The organism is Klebsiella sp. RIT-PI-d (genome assembly GCF_001187865.1).
In the GTDB taxonomy this organism is placed as follows: Bacteria; Pseudomonadota; Gammaproteobacteria; order Enterobacterales; family Enterobacteriaceae; genus Superficieibacter.
On sequence record NZ_LGIT01000009.1, the window covers coordinates 1969401 to 1988477 of the forward strand.

Consider the following 19077-nt stretch of genomic DNA (forward strand, 5'->3'; position numbering starts at 1 on the left):
TTCAGCCAGCAGTGTAAACTGCCCGCCGCTGACATCAAGAATAATTCTTATTTTTATTCAACAATTCCCGTCTGGCGAAAGGTGAGATTATAACGACAGCGCCCGGTTGCGGGATGCTCGCCCTCTTTCAGCGGCTGGATGCCATGATAAAATAGCCGCGACGGCCCACCCCAGACTACGACATCGCCGTGCTCCAGCAAGGTGCGCTTAAGCGGATCGCTGCGTTTTAAGCCGCCAAACTGAAAAATCGCCGGCAGCCCCAGAGAGACAGACACAATCGGCGCACGCAGCTCTTTTTCATCTTTATCCTGATGCAGGGAAAGCTTTGCTCCGGGTAAATAGCGGTTAATGAGACAGGCATCGGGAGCAAAATCAGGGTAGCCTGCTGCCGTGGCAGCCGCATCGGCCAGCGTGCGAAAGGCGCCTGGCAGCGGCGGCCACGGCGCGTCGGTCAGCGGGTCGCGCGGCGAGTAAAGGTAGCCCCGGCTGTCGGTGGCCCAGCCCAGAGAACCACAGTTGGTCATGGCCACCGACATGGTATAGCCGCCTGGCGTTACCATCTGGCGAAACGGCGACTGACCAGCCACCTCGTCAATCGCCGCCAGAAGCGGTGCAGCACGTTGAAGGGCAAAACGGCGCAGGATGATAGCCCCGGGTCCCAGCGGCTCTTGCCACGGCTCGGCATCAGCAAACAGATCGAGCATTACTCCTCCTGTTGCGCCTCACGACGCAATAATACAGCTTTACGCGCGATCCCCCAGCGGTAGCCGGAGAGCGCCCCGTCCCCGCGCACCACCCGATGACAGGGAATAATTAACGCCAGTTTATTGGCCGCACAGGCGTTGGCAACCGCGCGTACCGCATGAGGATGCCCTATAACGTCGGCGATGTGTTGATAACTGCGGGTTTCACCGGTGGGAATATCGCACAATGCCTGCCAGACGCGCATCTGAAAAGCCGTTCCGCGAATGTCCAGCGGCAGCATACATGAGGCGGGATGCGCTTCCAGATGAATAATTTCTTCGGCTATCCTCGCACAAAAGGCGGCATCCCCGGGTAAACATTGCCCCCGGGGAAACAGTGCGTACAGTGACGCCGTCAGCGATTGATCATCATCCCCCAGCAAAACCGCACACACCCCGCGCTGGCTTGCGGCAACCAGGCAGCGGCCCAGCGAGCACGCATCGATTGCAAAGTGAATGAGCATCGCCTCCCCGCCGCGGCGGAACTGGCGCGCCGTCATACCCAGGGCGGTATCGGCCTTGCGATAAAAAGCACTGCTGGCCGGGAATCCGGCATTCATCAGCGCATCAGTCACACTTTCACCTTGTGTCAGTGCATCGCGCATACGCCGGGCGCGCAGAGCCTGCTGCCAGGCTTTTGGCGTCATGCCGGTCGCCGATTTAAACCGGCGATGGAGATGAAAAGGGCTAACCGCCAGCGTCTGCGCCAGCATATTGAGCGTTACAGGCGTATCCTGGGCCAGCAGACGGCAGGCCTGCGCAACGATATCGATATGTTTCTTTTGCGGTGAGAAGCTGTCCGGCTGGCAGCGTTTACAGGGACGAAAACCGGCGGCCTCCGCTGACCGGGCATCGGCATAAAAACGCACATTTTTCCGCAGGGCACGGCGTACGCGGCAGGACGGACGGCAAAAAATCCCCGTCGTCACTACCGCAAACACAAACTGGCCGTCAGCATGGGGATCGCGGTCGAGTACCGCCTGCCAGCGGCACGCGTCATCGGTGATAATCGTATTTTTCATAAGCAGGCTCCTGCTTTAAGGGTAGCGCTACTGTGGCGAAAAACCGGCAATAAAAAACCGCGAATCTTGCTTTTTAATTTTTATCCGGGAGTAAAAAACTGGCAAATTGCGGTGACATCCAGGTGTGGAATGCATCGCCCTCTTTCACAATCATATACACCGCCAGCCCCTGCTCGCGGACAACATCTTTGGCCTGCTCCGGGCCGAGCACCATTAGGCCGGTGTCCCAGCTATCGGCCTCCAGCGCGCTCGGCGCAATCACCGTAACCGACACCAATTTATGTTCGACAGGCCGTCCGGTTTGGGGATCGATAACATGCGATATGCGTTTACCGTCCAGCTCATAATAATTACGGTAGCTGCCGGATGTGCTGATGCCGTGGCCGTTAATATCCACAACTGTCTGAACGGCATTCTCACGGTCGGTGGGCTTCTGGATCGCCACGCGCCAGGGTTTACCTTCACCATTCATTCCCCGACTGACCAGCGCGCCGCCGACGGAGACCAGATAACGCGGGATCGCTTCCTGCTCCATCAGTCGGGCAAGATGATCGGCAGCATAACCCTCACCGACCGTAGAGAGATCGACATACAGATCGGGAATATCTTTTTGCAGATAGTGCTGCCCGGCCTGAACGATCACCGTGAGATGTTGCAGGCCGGTACGGGCTTTGGCGGCCGCGATTTGCCCGTCGTCAGGCGTCTTAACGGGCTGTTTATCCGGACCAAAGCCCCATAGATTCACCAGTGGTCCGACGGTAATATCCATGGCACCGTGCGTTTTATCGCCGACATGCAGTGCTTCAGTCACAATATCCGCCATCGCTTTACTCACCGGCCACGGTGTAGTGCTCTGCGAGTGATTAAAGCGCATAAGCGCTGAGTCCCGTTTCCAGGTTGAAAGTAATTGATCGTCGGCATCAAGCTGGGTCTGAATTTTTTGCTGTAGCGCCTCAAGACGGGCAGGATCAACGTTGATAACGCTTACCCGCCAGATGGTGCCCATTGTTTTCCCCTCAAGGACGGAGGGAGAAGCGGTATCCGGAGAGGGTGAAACGGGTGCGTTGTCACAGCCGGCAATTGATACAAATGCGGTCAGCAGGACCGCCCGAAAAAAAGTCATTTCCATTCGTTTTTTTATCCTCTTACTGAGGGCGTAAGAGTACACCTGTTCATCCATTTTAAAACATGCGATCTGTGCGCATTAAAAAAGGGCCCGCAGGCCCTTTCTCGTCAATATCGGTCAATCAGAACTGGTAAACCAGGCCCAGAGCAACGATATCGTCGGTGTTTACACCCGCTTTACGGGTAAAGTCGTTGTCATCCAGCAGGTTGATTTTGTAATCAACATAGGTGGACATGTTTTTGTTGAAGTAGTAAGTCGCGCCAACATCAACATATTTCAGCAGATCCTGGTCGCCGTAGTTAGCAACGCCGTTATCCAGTTTTTTACCTTTGGACTGCAGGTAAGCGATGGACGGACGCAGACCGAAGTCGAACTGGTACTGCGCAACGGCTTCAAAGTTCTGCGCTTTATCAGCAAAACCATAGGCCTCAGAGCTGCTGCCGCCGCCAAAACGGGTGGCGTTGTAGGTCTGAGAATACTGTGCGGCCAGGTAAACATTGTTAGCATCGTATTTCACGCCGCCGGAGTAAGTGGTCGCGCGATCGCCATGACCGTAGATGCCGGCCATGTCGTTCTGATCGGAGGTACGTTTAGAGCTGGCAACCGCACCACCCACGCTCATACCGTAACCCATATCGTAGGTTACAGAGCCGCCGAAGCCGTCACCGTTCTGACGCAGAACGCTACGGCCGCCTGCATCTTCACCGCTGGTGTTACCATTGCTGCCCTGGTACTGTACGGCGAAGTTCAGACCGTCAACCAGGCCAAAGAAGTCGGTGTTACGGTAAGTTGCGACACCGTTAGCACGTGATTGCAGGAAGTTGTCTGCACCGTAGGTGTCACCACCAAACTCAGGCAGAACGTCGGTCCATGAAGTCACATCGTAAACGACGCCGTAGTTACGACCATAGTCGAAAGAACCCGCTTCGTTAAATTTCAGGCCCGCAAAGCCAACACGGGTCCAGGATTCATTTGTATCTTCATCGGTGTTGCCCTGAACCTGATATTCCCACTGGCCGTAGCCGGTGAGCTGATCGTTGATCTGTGTTTCGCCTTTGAAGCCGAGACGAACATAGGTCTGGTCGCCATCGCTGCCTTTGTCATCAGAAAAATAGTGCAGACCATCAACTTTACCGTACAGGTCTAATTTGTTGCCGTCTTTGTTATAAACTTCTGCCGCATTCGCTGCGCCTGCTACCAGCAGAGCCGGTACCAGGAGGGACAGTGCTTTAACCTTCATGTTATTAACCCTCTGTTATATGCTTTTATATGCTTTTTTTTTAGTTGCCACTGCTTTACGGATTATTGATTGCCTGCTAACCCGTCGGCGAAACCATTTTGCGACAAAATACAGAATAATCCAACTGGAATATGATACTAAAACTTCTAAGGTGTTTCATTTTTCCGCTTAAATGTTTCATTTTGTAAATTTATGGGAACTTTTATTCGCTACAAATAGCTAAAGGAATTAGCACGAATAATCAAAATTAATTTATTTAAAAATAAAATCATGAACTTAAGCTAAAATACGTGCATAGCACTGATTGCCAAAAAAAATTCGCCAGGTACGACTAGAATAGATACCGCTATCATCATTAACTTTATTTATTACCGTCATTCAGTTCTGAATGTCTGTTTACCCCTATTTATACCGGATGCTTCGCGTCCGGTTTTTTTTACCCTTCTTTACGTTACTCCGTTAAAAACATGTTATCTAAAAGAAATAATAATGACTATTAACTAATCACTCTAATAACTATCCGTGATAATTACCGCTTCGTCGGCCTGCTTAATTGTCTTTGATATTTCGTGCGATCCCGGCCCTTTGTTTGGCGAGTTCGTCTCCTTAGCGACGCATTGCCGGGCATTGAGGTGAGACTCATCTTTCCCGTTATGCCGTTAAAAAGTCCGTAACTGACTTGTTAAGAATATGGAATTTCATCCATTACCCTTTATACTGCCAGCTGTACAAAATCATGCAGCATAAAGACTTACACCAGGTTGCTGGTGTTAGTGGACAGCAAAACATGGTCAACCCAGTTTCTCAGTTGCGCTAAGGCCCTGAGCTTTTCTTTATTTGAGTGCGGTAATAATGGGTACAGATGCAAAATGAGTCAGCCTGATACAATGAGTTCTTCAAAGTTCTCCCTGATGCCAGCAAGCCTGACACGCTACTTTCTATTACTCATCATTGTATTACTGGTAACAATGGGTGTGATGATCCAGAGCGCCGTTAACGCCTGGCTCAAAGATAAGAGTTATCAGGTTGTCGATATCACTCATGCTATTCATAAACGGGTCGATACCTGGCGCTACGCGACCTGGCAGCTCTATGACAACGTTGCGGCTACGCCGCTGACGCCGGGAGAAGCGCTTCAGGAAACTCGCCTGAAGCAGGATGTCTACTATCTCGAAAAACCGCGCAGAAAAACAGAAGCGCTGATCTTTGGTTCTCATGATGGCTCGACGCTGGAAATGACCCAGCGCATGTCGACCTACCTGGATACGCTATGGGGTGCCAAAACGGTACCCTGGTCGATGTATTATCTGAACGGTCAGGACAATAGCCTGATCCTGGTATCAACGTTACCGCTTAAAGACCTCTCATCCGGTTTTAAAGAATCTAATGTCGGGGTGGAGGTTGATTCACGCCGTGCAGAGATGTTACAGCAGGCCAATTCACTGGATGAACGCGAGAGCTTCTCCGGCCTGCGTCGTCTTGCCTGGCAAAACGGTTACTACTTTACCCTACGCACCACCTTTAACCAGCCGGGACACCTGGCGACAGTAGTGGCCTTCGATTTACCGGTAAACGATATTATCCCGCCCACCATGCCGCTGGACAGTTTCCGTCTTGAGCAGGACAACGCCTCTTCTGCCCTGCGCACGACGGAAAAAGAAGCAGCCGATAGCGCCAGTGTAAATCTGAATGGTACACGTATAGAAATCACCTCGGCCATTAACTCCACCGGTATGCGACTGGTGTGGCAGGTGCCTTTCACCACGCTGATGCTGGACACCCTGCAAAACATCCTCCTGCCGCTACTGCTCAATATTGGCCTGCTGGCGCTGGCGCTGTTTGGCTATACCACTTTTCGCCATCAGCCGGTCCGTCAGCAGGGCGTGCCATCCTCCCCTGCCGTGGCCAATAATGAACTTCGGGCGCTGCGTGCCATTAATGAAGAAATTGTCTCTCTGCTGCCACTGGGTCTGCTGGTCCACGATCTGGAATCCAATCGTACGGTGATGAGCAATAAAATTGCCGACCACCTGCTGCCGCACCTTAATCTGCAAAATATTACCAGCATGGCGGATCAGCATCAGGGTGTTATTCAGGCGACCATTAATAATGAACTGTATGAAATTCGCCAGTTCCGCAGCCAGGCGGTGCCACGTACGCAGATTTTCATCATTCGCGATCAGGATCGCGAAGTTCTGGTCAGCAAAAAGCTTAAACAGGCCCAGCGGCTGTATGAAAAAAATCAGCAGGGGCGCATTGCCTTTATGCACAACATCGGTGAAGCGCTAAAACGTCCTGCCAGAGCGCTTGCCGCCGAAGCTGCGATGTTGCCCTCCGATGAAAATCGCAAACTGGCTCATCACGCCGATATACTGGTGCGGATGATTGACGAGATCCAGCTGGCCAATATGCTGGAAGATGGCAGCTGGCAAAGCGCTTCGCGTGAGTTTTCGATTCAGGAACTAATCAATGAAGTTGTGCCGGAAGTACTACCGATGGTCAAACGTAAAGGCCTGCAGTTACTGATTAATAACAGCCTGCCTGCCAGCGAACAGCGCTACGGCGATCGGGATGCCTTGCGCCGTATACTGCTGCTGCTGATCCAGTACGCCGTCACCGCCACGCAAATCGGCAAGATAACGCTGGAAGTAAGCGCCGATGAATCCGCGGAGGAGCGCCTGACATTCCGCATTCTGGATACCGGAAACGGCGTTTCCTCGCGAGAAATCGACAATCTGCACTTCCCGTATCTTAACGATACGCAGGCCGATTCTTACGGTAAAGCTAATGCGCTGACCTTCTGGCTTTGCGATCAGCTGGCACGCAAACTGGGTGGGCATCTCAATATCAAATCCCATGATGAGCTGGGTACGCGCTATTTGCTGCACGTAAAAATGGCCGCCAGCGCGCCGGAAGAAGAAGCAGACGAGCGCCTGCTGGATGACGTAGTGGCAATGATAGACATTACCTCCAGTGAAATTCGCAGTATCGTGGTCAGACAGCTCGAAAACTGGGGAGCAAACTGCATTTCCCCGGATGAAAGAGGCGGGAGTCAAGAATTTGATCTCTTTTTAACAGATAATCCGTCTAATCTTACAGCCTCGGGCTTGCTTTTAAGCGATGATGAGCCTGGCGTGCACCAAATTGGCCCTGGTCAGCTTCAGGTCAATTTTAACATGAGTAATGCCATGCAGGACGCCGTCCTGCAATTGATAGAAGAGCAGCTGGCTCAGGAAGAGAGTGTAGAGTCCCCCGGCGCAAATACTGATAACGCCGAACTGCACGCCAGCGGCTATTATGCGCTGTTTGTGGACACAGTACCGGATGATGTTAAGAAGTTGTATACTGAAGCGGCAACGGATGATTTCGCTGCGCTGGCGCAGACGGCTCATCGTCTGAAGGGAGTATTTGCCATGCTTAATCTGGTGCCCGGCAAGCAGCTATGTGAAACGCTGGAACATGTCATTCGTGAGAAAGACTCTCCAGGAATAAAAAAATACATCAGCGACATTGACGCTTACGTCAAGAGCTTACTGTAGCAAGGTAGCCTTATAGATGAACAACATGAACGTAATTATTGCCGACGATCATCCTATCGTCCTGTTCGGTATTCGTAAATCACTGGAACAGATCGAATGGGTGAACGTTGTTGGCGAATTTGAAGACTCCACAGCGTTGATAAATAACCTGCCGAAGCTGGACGCTCATGTGCTGATCACCGATCTTTCCATGCCAGGCGACAAATATGGCGACGGGATCACTTTGATCAAGTATATCAAGCGCCATTTCCCCGGCATTTCTATCATTGTCCTGACAATGAATAATAATCCGGCGATCCTCAGTGCAGTACTGGAGCTGGATATCGAAGGGATTGTTTTAAAACAGGGCGCACCGACCGATCTGCCGAAAGCCCTGGCCGCGCTGCAAAAAGGTAAGAAATTTACGCCAGAAAGCGTTTCGCGCCTGCTGGAGAAAATCAGTGCCGGTGGTTATGGTGACAAACGTCTGTCGCCAAAAGAGAGTGAAGTGCTGCGTCTGTTTGCCGAAGGTTTTCTCGTAACGGAGATTGCCAAAAAGCTGAACCGCAGTATTAAAACAATCAGCAGCCAGAAAAAATCTGCCATGATGAAACTGGGCGTCGAGAATGATATTGCTCTGCTCAACTACCTTTCTTCCGTGACGCTGTCTTCTGCCGATAAAGACTAATCTCTTGTCACCCCGGCACTCTGCCGGGGTGATTTTGCTACTCTCTCGCCTTTCTGACGCGACTTGCATAGGTTGTTAACGTCTGCTTTAGTACATCCAGCGTTACCGGTTTCGACAGGCAGCTATCCATTCCTGACTCCAGACAACGCTGCCGCTCCTCGGCCAGCGCATTGGCCGTTACGCCAACGACCGGCAACGTCAGCCCAAGCTGGCGAATACGCTGGGTCAGCCGATAACCGTCCATATTCGGCATGTTCACATCGCTCAGAATAATATCAATGTGGTTTTTACTGAGCACATTGAGCGCATCGACCCCGTCATTTGCCGTTTTACACTGATAGCCCAGCGATCCCAGCTGATCGGCAAGCAAGCGCCGATTGATAGGATGATCGTCCACCACGAGGATCATCATGTCGTCATTGGCCGCAATGGCAGCATCGCTGGTCGGTGATGATGAATCACTCTGCGCGTTCTCAATATCAAGGCTGTAGATCTTCGCCATCAGCGCCATCAGTTCGTGCGGTGAGGCCACACTGTGTACCCATTTACCCGGCGATCGCTCCAGCGGAATACCGATATGACGGCGGCAGAAGGTGATCACGGCCCGACCGCTCCATTCTTCCGGAGCCGTTTCGTCGGTGATCAACGTATCTTCGTAATCCGGATATTGCCCTTCATAACGCGCGACCCGTATGCCATAACGCGATAGCAGATTCTCCAGGAACAGATACAGTGACGCGTTACGTACCGCCAGCCAGCAGCGCTTTTCACTCAGGCCGCTAAGCGCAATCTCCGGCATTTCTTGCGTGCCGTACAGCGGAATACGGATAGTAAACTGGCTGCCCATACCCGGCTCAGTATCGACAGAAATATCCCCATCCATCATACCAATCAGTTTTTCACAAATAGCCAGTCCCAGCCCGGTCCCCTGGAAGTTACGCTGCACGCCCGTGCCTACCTGGAAGAAAGGATCGAACAGGCGAACCACCTCTTTCGCCGGAATACCCACGCCGGTATCGCGCACGCGAATGGACAAGTAGTTATCTTTACACCCGACGTGCAAAATAATGCAGCCGGTATCGGTAAACTTAATCGCATTACTCAGCAAGTTAGAAATAACCTGCTGTAAACGCATCGGATCGCCCTTCATTTCCAGCGGGACGTCAGGCTCCACAAAGCAGTACAGACCCAGCTGTTTTCTTACCACCAGCGGCAGATAGTTGGCGGTAATGTGGCTCATCACTTCGCGCGGTGAAAATTCGCGCGGTTCAATTTTTAACTGCTCGGATTCGATTTTTGAGAAGTCGAGAATATCGCTGATAATCTTGAGTAGCAGACCGGACGAGTTATTCATCGCCGTGACCAGCCGGTCAACCCCTTTCGGTAATTCTTTAGTTTGCAGGAGATCGAGGTTGCCGATAATACCGTACAGCGGAGTACGCAGTTCATGGCTTACCGTCGCGAGGAACATCGATTTCGACTGGCTGGCCTGCTCGGCGGCATGGGCCATTTCCTGCAAAGATTCTTCCATTTTGACGCGGGATGATACGTCCACCAGCACACAAATTGCGACGTTTTCATTGCGATAGCGCGAATGAACAAAGCTAATTTGCAGGTTGGTATTATTGCTGGTCAGAACGTCAACAAAGTTAACCTGCTGGCCGCAAATAATCTGCGTCAGCCGCTGGCGATCTTCATGAGTAAGCATGTTGAGATAGTCATGCGCCAGTTCATTACTCAGAATGTTAGTGCCGTCGAGGGTGCGTAAAATACAGATCCCGACCGGCGCGGAAGCCACAATTTTTCGGTTAAACTGCTCGTGTTCTTCCAGCCGCTGCGCATCGGTTTCTGCCGGAATAAACAGCCTGCGCTCGTAGGCACGGGCCAGCCAGAACAGACCAATGGCAACCAGAATATTCAGCAGTGCGGCATTCATCATCAATATGCGAATGCGTTCCAGCACGGCGTCAACGGGCACCGAATAGACAATGCTTAACGAGGAAGGCAGCAGATTTTTCTTCAGTACCAGTTCATGATAGCCAGCGGTATAACCAAACCACATCCGCTCCTGCATCCAGCGGGGATCAATTTGTGGCGTGTTCTCCTGTCCGGTCAAAGAAATTAAGGTATGACCAGTTTCATCAAGGATAGTGACGCCTATTGGCAGATTACCCGGCGTAAAAAAGCTTTCCATTCGAATGGTCTGCTCAACGCCCAGCAGTGCCTGAAGGCGGTTGCCCAGATAAACCGGGGTCAGCGCATAGAAGTACCCAACGTCAGGACGCGGTCCACGGCTAACCCAGAAAAGGTTATTTCCCCGCTCTTCCTGTGGTGCACTGCGATATTTCATAATGCGCTCGTGCAGCGCACTTAACGCTTCATCACGTTCAACAGGAATATCACGCAGGCCAAAATTGGCCATGCACAGATTGTCACCGCCAATCAGAAAAACGCGATTCAGATCGTAGGCGGCAGAAAAATTATCCCGCCAGTAGCGCATAAACCACGCCATTGACTCCAGCGACCCGCGCCATGCGGTTCCCATAGCAGAACAGTCGGAGTCAGGAAACAGCGGCGCAAACTCGGGCACGTTTATATCAGTAAGATGGCTTCGCCCGGCCATAACACCATTTTCAGCGCTAAGACGGTTCTCAGCGATATATTTCAGTTCCTTTATGACATCAGAGGTTCGCTGAATATAGCGCTGCGCCTGATCGGCATTCAGGGCAAACTCCTGGTGAATTTCAGCCTCGCGGCTGTGCAGGGCGTTGACGATATAAAACACAGAGGCCAGCGCGATAAGCAGCCATAACAGTAGCGCCAACACGCGGAACATATAGCGCGAAATTTTGAGCGTGCTACGAAAAGAAGCAAGGTATTTCAAAGGAAGCAGCCATCAGAACAATCGGGATGGAAATAAAGTAGCGGTAAAACACGCTACCCGCAACGGCGATAAAAAGGGCTGGAAGATCCAGCCCTTTTTCTACGCATCAGACGTTGTATATCAAGCAGTAATAATTACTCTTCAGCGTCGTCCGCAGCATCATCTTCAGCGTCTGCCTCTTCGGCATCGGCTTCCGGAACGATATCCTCGTCCCCTTCTGCAACGCTACCGTCGATAGAGTCCAGTTCTTCATCATCAACCGGCTCAGCGACACGCTGCAGACCCACGACGTTTTCATCTTCCGCGGTACGGATGAGGATCACGCCCTGCGTATTGCGGCCAACCACGCTGATTTCAGATACGCGCGTACGCACCAGCGTACCGGCATCGGTGATCATCATGATCTGATCGCTATCCGTTACCTGCACCGCACCAACAACAGAGCCGTTACGCTCGGTCACTTTAATGGAGATAACGCCCTGCGTACCGCGAGACTTCGTCGGATACTCGTCTTCAGCAGTCCGCTTACCGTAACCGTTTTGCGTGACGGTCAGAATAGCCCCTTCTCCACGCGGCACAATCAGCGAAACGACTTTATCGACGCCGGCAAGTTTAATCCCGCGTACCCCGGTCGCTGTACGGCCCATGGCACGTACGGCATTTTCTTTAAAGCGCACAACTTTACCGGCAGCAGAGAACAGCATGACTTCATCAGAACCGGAGGTCAGATCCACGCCAATCAGCTCGTCGCCGTCGTTAAGGTTGACCGCGATAATACCGGCAGAACGCGGACGACTGAACTCGGTCAGCGCCGTTTTCTTCACCGTACCGCTGGCGGTAGCCATAAAGACGTTAACGCCTTCGGCATATTCGCGGACCGGCAGAATAGCCGTAATACGCTCATTGGCTTCCAGCGGCAGCAGGTTGACGATAGGACGTCCACGTGCGCCACGGCTCGCTTCCGGCAGCTGGTAGACTTTCATCCAGTAGAGACGCCCGCGGCTGGAGAAGCAGAGGATGGTGTCGTGGGTGTTGGCCACCAGCAGGCGGTCAATAAAGTCTTCTTCTTTGATACGGGCGGCTGATTTACCTTTGCCACCGCGACGCTGCGCTTCGTAATCCGTCAGCGGCTGATATTTCACGTAACCCTGATGAGAAAGTGTGACGACCACATCTTCCTGGCTTATCAGATCTTCGATATTAATATCCGCGCTGTTGGCGGTGATTTCGGTGCGGCGCGCATCGCCAAACTGTTCACGAACCAGTTCCAGCTCTTCGCGGATCACTTCCATCAGACGCTCGGCGCTGCCCAGAATGTGCAGCAGTTCAGCAATTTGTCCCAGCAGATCTTTATATTCGTCGAGCAGTTTTTCATGCTCAAGCCCGGTCAACTTCTGCAAACGCAGATCGAGGATTGCCTGGGCCTGCTGTTCAGTCAGATAGTACTGGCCGTCACGCACGCCAAACTCAGGTTCAAGCCATTCAGGACGTGCAGCATCGTCACCAGCACGTTCCAGCATAGCCGACACGTTGCCCAGCGCCCACGGCTGCGCGACCAGACCCGCTTTTGCTTCAGCCGGGGTCGGCGCGCGACGAATCAGTTCGATGATAGGATCGATGTTTGCCAGCGCAATCGCCAGTGCCTCAAGGATATGAGCACGATCGCGCGCTTTGCGCAGTTCAAAGATGGTACGACGGGTAACCACTTCGCGACGATGACGAACGAAAGCCGCAATAATGTCTTTCAGGTTCATGATCTTCGGCTGACCATGGTGCAGAGCAACCATGTTGATACCGAAAGAAACCTGAAGCTGAGTCTGTGAGTAGAGGTTGTTAAGAACCACTTCACCGACGGCATCACGCTTCACTTCAATGACGATGCGCATCCCGTCTTTATCAGACTCGTCGCGCAGCGCGCTGATACCTTCGACGCGTTTGTCTTTAACCAGCTCGGCGATTTTCTCGATCAGGCGCGCTTTGTTCACCTGATACGGGATTTCGTGGACGATAATGGTTTCACGGCCGGTTTTCGCGTCCGCTTCGACTTCCGCGCGGGCGCGAATATATACTTTGCCGCGACCGGTACGATAGGCTTCTTCAATACCGCGACGACCGTTAATGATCGCAGCAGTCGGGAAATCCGGCCCCGGAATATGTTCCATCAGCCCTTCAATGCTGATGTCTTCGTCGTCAACATACGCCAGGCAACCGTTAATGACTTCGGTCAGGTTGTGTGGCGGAATGTTGGTTGCCATCCCGACCGCGATGCCCGAAGAACCGTTAACTAACAGGTTCGGGATCTTAGTAGGCATAACGTCTGGAATTCTTTCGGTTCCGTCGTAGTTATCGACGAAATCCACCGTCTCTTTTTCCAGGTCGGCCATCAGTTCGTGGGCGATTTTCGACATACGGATTTCCGTATAACGCATCGCTGCGGCGGAGTCGCCATCGACAGAACCGAAGTTACCCTGACCATCTACCAGCATATAGCGCAGGGAGAATGGCTGGGCCATACGAACGATGGTGTCGTACACGGCAGTATCACCATGAGGGTGATATTTACCGATAACGTCACCGACTACGCGGGCTGATTTTTTATAGGCTTTGTTCCAGTCATTGCCCAATACGTTCATGGCGTATAGTACGCGACGGTGAACCGGCTTCAGGCCATCGCGGACGTCCGGCAGCGCACGGCCAACAATGACCGACATCGCATAATCCAGATAGGAGCTTTTCAGCTCTTCCTCGATGTTAACCGGTGTAATTTCTCTCGCAAGGTCGCTCATCTAACCGCTATCCCTCTACTGTATCCCGGATTCAAAGGTCGCAAATTATAACACAATCGTCATGAGACAGGTAAAGGGAATGGCGCTCCGGGAAGGCTTTATTCATCCCGTGGTGCTGATATACTCAGACGACTTGCCAAATAAGGAGTAAAAGCGCCAATGAATGCCGAAAAAACCTCGGTGGCCCCGAATGTTGACCATCACGAGATCGCCAAATTTGAAGCTGTTGCGTCACGCTGGTGGGATCTGGAAGGCGAGTTTAAGCCGCTGCACCGTATTAATCCGCTGCGCCTGGGGTACATTGCAGAGCGCTCAGGCGGCCTGTTTGGTAAAAAAATCCTCGATGTTGGCTGCGGCGGCGGGATCCTCGCTGAAAGCATGGCGCGTGAAGGTGCAACCGTAACCGGCCTGGATATGGGCGCAGAGCCCCTACAGGTTGCCCGATTGCACGCGCTCGAATCCGGCGTCGAGGTGGATTATGTCCAGGAAACAGTGGAAGAACATGCGGCAACACACGCGCAGCAGTACGACGTTGTGACCTGCATGGAGATGCTTGAACACGTCCCGGACCCGCAATCGGTGGTAAACGCCTGTGCGAAACTGGTGAAGCCTGGCGGTCATGTCTTTTTCTCCACCATCAATCGTAATGGAAAAGCGTGGTTGATGGCGGTGGTGGGCGCGGAATACATTTTGCGCATGGTGCCTAAAGGTACTCACGATGCGAAAAAATTTATCCGCCCTGCGGAGCTTCTGGGCTGGGTCGATCGGACGTCGCTTAAAGATATTCACATGACCGGCCTGCATTACAATCCGCTGAGCAACACGTTTAAGCTCGCGCCCGGCGTTGACGTCAACTATATGGTGCATACGCGCGCAAAAGCTGACTAAAAAAACGGTGCGGATCAGATCGTGCTTATCGGTCCGCAAACATTATGCAAGATCAGAAAAACGTGTTAAGGCGTCGATGAAGAAATCGACGCTTGATCAAAATATCTATTTTTTTTATAGATTATTGACATGCCCTCCAGGCCTTATGCGCTGTGGTTTCTTCCTTTCTTACGCTTTCGCAACCTCAATTTAACCTCAAAATCAACTCTTGTACTCAAAAGAATCCTTACTAGAATACTCACCATATAGCGTTCATTTTATTCATCACCCCCTACATATAGTATTTATCCACAGAGTTAGTCACAACGACGTTTTGTGGATGAGCGGGGGTCATTTCTATACGGACAGGTAAAAAAGCACATGAATCAGAGTCTGCTGGTGACAAAGCGTGACGGTCGCACTGAGCGTATTAATCTCGACAAAATCCACCGCGTGCTGGATTGGGCGGCAGATGGGCTGAATAACGTCTCTATTTCTCAGGTCGAACTGCGCTCCCACATTCAGTTTTATGACGGGATCAAGACGTCCGACATTCACGAGACCATTATCAAAGCAGCCGCAGATCTGATTTCTCGCGAGGCCCCCGATTACCAGTATCTGGCCGCCCGCCTGGCCATTTTCCACCTGCGTAAGAAAGCATACGGTCAGTTTGAGCCGCCGGCACTGTACGACCATGTGTCTAAAATGGTTGAGCTGGGCAAATACGATACCCATCTGCTGGAAGATTACTCGCCTGAAGAGTTTGCCCGGATGGACGCGTTCATCGTGCACGATCGGGATATGACGTTCTCCTACGCAGCGGTTAAGCAGCTGGAAGGAAAATATCTGGTGCAGAACCGCGTCAGCGGTGAAATCTATGAAAGCGCCCAGTTCCTGTATATCCTGGTGGCTGCCTGCCTGTTCTCTAACTATCCGCGTGAAACCCGCCTTGATTACGTAAAACGTTTCTACGATGCGGTTTCGACCTTCAAGATTTCACTGCCAACGCCGATCATGTCCGGCGTGCGCACGCCGACTCGCCAGTTCAGCTCTTGCGTGCTGATTGAGTGCGGCGACAGCCTTGATTCCATCAATGCCACCTCCAGCGCCATTGTAAAATACGTTTCTCAGCGTGCCGGTATCGGTATTAACGCCGGTCGTATTCGTGCCCTGGGCAGTCCGATCCGCGGCGGTGAGGCGTTCCACACCGGCTGTATTCCGTTTTACAAGCATTTCCAGACCGCCGTTAAATCCTGTTCACAGGGCGGCGTACGCGGGGGTGCTGCGACACTGTTTTATCCGATGTGGCATCTGGAAGTAGAAAGCCTGCTGGTGCTGAAAAACAACCGTGGGGTTGAAGGCAACCGCGTTCGCCATATGGATTACGGCGTACAAATCAACAAACTTATGTATACCCGCCTGCTGAAAGGCGGAGATATCTCCCTGTTTAGCCCGTCTGACGTGCCGGGACTGTATGACGCCTTCTTTGCCGATCAGGACGAATTTGAACGTCTGTATACGCAATATGAGCAGGACAGCACTATTCGCAAGCAGCGCATCAAAGCAGTAGAACTGTTCTCCCTGATGATGCAGGAACGCGCCTCGACCGGCCGGATCTACATCCAGAACGTTGACCACTGTAATACGCACAGTCCGTTTGATCCGCAGGTTGCGCCGGTTCGTCAGTCGAACCTGTGTCTGGAAATTGCCCTGCCGACTAAACCGTTGCTCGACGTTAACGATGAAAACGGTGAAATTGCGCTGTGTACTCTGTCCGCGTTCAACCTTGGCGTGATTAAAAATCTCGACGAGCTTGAAGGCCTGGCGGTACTGGCGGTTCGCGCGCTGGATGCGCTGCTCGACTATCAGGATTACCCTATTCCGGCAGCTAAACGCGGTGCAATGGGCCGTCGTACTCTGGGTATTGGCGTTATTAACTATGCTTACTGGCTGGCGAAAAACGGCAAGCGTTACTCTGACGGCAGCGCCAACGATCTGACGCATCAGACCTTTGAAGCCATTCAATATTATCTGTTGAAAGCCTCTAACGAACTGGCCAAAGAGCAAGGTGCCTGCCCGTGGTTTAATGAAACCACCTATGCGCAGGGTATTCTGCCGATCGATACCTACAAAAAAGATCTTGATGCGATCACCCGGGAGCCGCTGCATTACGACTGGGAAACCCTGCGTGAATCGATTAAAACTCACGGCCTGCGCAACTCTACGCTGTCTGCCCTGATGCCGTCTGAAACCTCGTCGCAGATTTCAAATGCCACCAACGGTATTGAGCCGCCGCGCGGTCACGTGAGTATCAAAGCGTCGAAAGACGGTATTCTGCGCCAGGTAGTGCCGGATTATGAGCATCTGAAAAATAATTATGAACTGCTGTGGGAAATGCCGAATAACGACGGTTACCTGCAACTGGTTGGGATCATGCAGAAGTTTATCGACCAGTCGATTTCTGCCAATACTAACTACGATCCGACGCGTTTTCCGTCCGGGAAAGTGCCGATGCAGCAATTGTTAAAAGACCTGCTCACCGCCTACAAATTTGGTGTAAAAACGCTGTACTATCAAAACACCCGCGATGGGGCTGAAGATGCGCAGGATGACCTGGCACCGTCTATCCAGGACGATGGCTGCGAAAGCGGCGCCTGTAAGATTTGATGAACGATGCCGGGTAACACTCTGTTAACCCGGTTTACGATTTCATGGTTTGCAGCCGGATACCACGCACCCGCGTTGTATCCGGTATTCATTCCACAAAGGACTCACATTCATGGCATACACCACTTTTTCACAGACCAAAAATAACCAGCTTCTGGAACCGATGTTTTTCGGTCAATCGGTGAACGTGGCGCGTTACGATCAGCAAAAATATGACATCTTCGAAAAGCTGATTGAAAAGCAGCTCTCCTTCTTCTGGCGTCCGGAAGAAGTGGATGTGTCGCGCGATCGCATTGACTATCAGGCCCTGCCTGAGCATGAGAAACACATTTTTATCAGCAACCTGAAATATCAGACCCTGCTGGATTCGATCCAGGGCCGCAGTCCTAACGTTGCGCTGCTGCCGCTAATCTCTATCCCGGAACTGGAAACCTGGGTAGAAACATGGGCGTTTTCAGAGACAATCCACTCACGCTCTTATACCCATATCATCCGCAATATCGTTAACGATCCGGCCATTGTGTTTGACGACATCGTGACTAACGAGCAGATCCAGAAGCGTGCCGAGGGGATTTCCAGCTATTACGATGAACTGATCGAAATGACCAGCTACTGGCATCTGCTGGGTGAAGGGACGCATCAGGTTAACGGTAAAAGCGTTACGGTTAATCTGCATGAACTGAAGAAAAAGCTCTATCTGTGTCTGATGAGCGTTAACGCACTGGAAGCGATCCGCTTCTACGTCAGCTTTGCCTGCTCTTTCGCGTTTGCCGAGCGCGAACTGATGGAAGGCAATGCTAAGATCATTCGTCTTATCGCCCGTGACGAAGCGCTACACCTGACCGGTACTCAGCATATGCTGAACCTGCTGCGCTCAGGCGTTGACGATCCGGAGATGGCAGAGATTGCCGAAGAGTGTAAGCAGGAGTGCTACGATCTGTTTGTTCAGGCAGCACTACAGGAAAAAGAGTGGGCGGGCTATCTGTTCCGCGATGGCTCAATGATCGGCCTGAATAAAGATATTTTGTGCCAGTACATTGAGTACATTACTAATATTCGTATGCAGGCTGTTGGCCTGGATCTCCCGTTCCAGACCCGCTCAAATCCGATCCCGTGGATTAACACCTGGCTGGTCTCCGACAACGTGCAGGTTGCACCGCAGGAAGTCGAAGTCAGCTCTTATCTGGTCGGTCAGATTGACTCAGAAGTAAATACTGACGACCTGAGCGATTTCCAGCTCTGATGAGCCGGGTTACGCTGCGCATCACTGGCACACATCTGCTGTGTCAGGATGAACATCCTTCTCTGCTGGTGGCGCTGGAGTTTCATCAGGTGATGGTAGAGTATCAGTGTCGCGAAGGGTACTGCGGCTCCTGCCGCACCCGGCTGGTAGCGGGTCAGGTTGAGTGGCTAACCACGCCGTTAGCCTTCATCCAGCCTGATGAAATTTTGCCCTGCTGTTGCAGGGCAAAAGGGGATATTGAAATTGAAATCTGAGAAACGTAGTGAACTTCCTGCGTGGAGATAAGTTTCACG

12 protein-coding genes are annotated in these 19077 nt (G+C 52.1%); 6 read left to right on the top strand and 6 right to left on the bottom strand.

Going from position 1 to position 19077, the window contains the following annotated elements:
- Positions 1–53 precede the first annotated feature (53 nt).
- From alkB to AC791_RS15615, 4 genes are all read right to left on the bottom strand, one after another.
- Positions 54–704 carry a DNA oxidative demethylase AlkB gene (alkB, locus tag AC791_RS15600; protein WP_049841318.1) on the bottom strand — a complete coding sequence of 217 codons (651 nt, stop codon included), beginning with the start codon at positions 702–704 and terminating at the stop codon, positions 54–56.
- The gene (ada, locus tag AC791_RS15605) at positions 704–1765 is read right to left on the bottom strand and encodes a bifunctional DNA-binding transcriptional regulator/O6-methylguanine-DNA methyltransferase Ada (RefSeq protein ID WP_049841319.1); all 1062 of its coding nucleotides are present in this window, start codon (positions 1763–1765) and stop codon (positions 704–706) included. The genes alkB and ada overlap by 1 nt, the downstream gene beginning before the upstream one ends.
- Positions 1766–1838: 73 nt before the next feature.
- Positions 1839–2894, bottom strand: coding sequence for an FAD:protein FMN transferase ApbE (gene apbE, locus AC791_RS15610; protein WP_049841320.1), 1056 nt, complete (start codon positions 2892–2894; stop codon positions 1839–1841).
- A gap of 118 nt (positions 2895–3012) precedes the next feature.
- Positions 3013–4131, bottom strand: coding sequence for a porin OmpC (locus AC791_RS15615; RefSeq protein WP_049841321.1), 1119 nt, complete (start codon positions 4129–4131; stop codon positions 3013–3015).
- 869 nt (positions 4132–5000) lie between these two features.
- Between AC791_RS15615 and rcsD the strand changes: the two genes are divergently transcribed.
- Positions 5001–7670 (top strand): phosphotransferase RcsD, encoded by a 2670-nt coding sequence (gene rcsD, locus AC791_RS15620; RefSeq protein ID WP_072094367.1) that lies wholly within the window; start codon positions 5001–5003, stop codon positions 7668–7670.
- A gap of 16 nt (positions 7671–7686) precedes the next feature.
- Complete coding sequence (gene rcsB / locus AC791_RS15625; RefSeq protein WP_049841322.1) at positions 7687–8337, top strand: response regulator transcription factor RcsB; 651 nt, start codon at positions 7687–7689, stop codon at positions 8335–8337.
- A gap of 37 nt (positions 8338–8374) precedes the next feature.
- On the opposite strand, the gene rcsC is transcribed toward rcsB, so the two are convergent.
- Together rcsC and gyrA are read right to left on the bottom strand one after the other, a co-directional pair.
- On the bottom strand, positions 8375–11221 hold the full coding sequence (gene rcsC / locus AC791_RS15630; protein ID WP_049841323.1) for a two-component system sensor histidine kinase RcsC: 2847 nt from the start codon (positions 11219–11221) through the stop codon (positions 8375–8377).
- A 134-nt stretch (positions 11222–11355) separates the two neighbouring features.
- Positions 11356–14007 (bottom strand): DNA topoisomerase (ATP-hydrolyzing) subunit A, encoded by a 2652-nt coding sequence (gene gyrA / locus AC791_RS15635; protein WP_049841324.1) that lies wholly within the window; start codon positions 14005–14007, stop codon positions 11356–11358.
- Positions 14008–14166: 159 nt separating this feature from the next.
- On the opposite strand from gyrA, the gene ubiG reads away from it, so the two are divergent.
- The 4 genes from ubiG to yfaE all read left to right on the top strand — a co-directional run bounded on the left by ubiG (position 14167) and on the right by yfaE (position 19038).
- The gene (gene ubiG, locus AC791_RS15640; protein ID WP_049841325.1) at positions 14167–14895 is read left to right on the top strand and encodes a bifunctional 2-polyprenyl-6-hydroxyphenol methylase/3-demethylubiquinol 3-O-methyltransferase UbiG; all 729 of its coding nucleotides are present in this window, start codon (positions 14167–14169) and stop codon (positions 14893–14895) included.
- Positions 14896–15255: 360 nt separating this feature from the next.
- On the top strand, positions 15256–17541 hold the full coding sequence (gene nrdA / locus AC791_RS15645; protein ID WP_049841326.1) for a class 1a ribonucleoside-diphosphate reductase subunit alpha: 2286 nt from the start codon (positions 15256–15258) through the stop codon (positions 17539–17541).
- A gap of 112 nt (positions 17542–17653) precedes the next feature.
- Positions 17654–18784, top strand: a complete 1131-nt coding sequence (gene nrdB / locus AC791_RS15650) for a class Ia ribonucleoside-diphosphate reductase subunit beta (protein ID WP_049841327.1) — start codon at positions 17654–17656, stop codon at positions 18782–18784.
- Positions 18784–19038: a class I ribonucleotide reductase maintenance protein YfaE gene (gene yfaE, locus AC791_RS15655; protein ID WP_049841328.1), complete on the top strand. Its 255-nt coding sequence runs from the start codon at positions 18784–18786 to the stop codon at positions 19036–19038. The genes nrdB and yfaE overlap by 1 nt, the downstream gene beginning before the upstream one ends.
- The last annotated feature ends 39 nt before the right edge of the window (positions 19039–19077 follow it).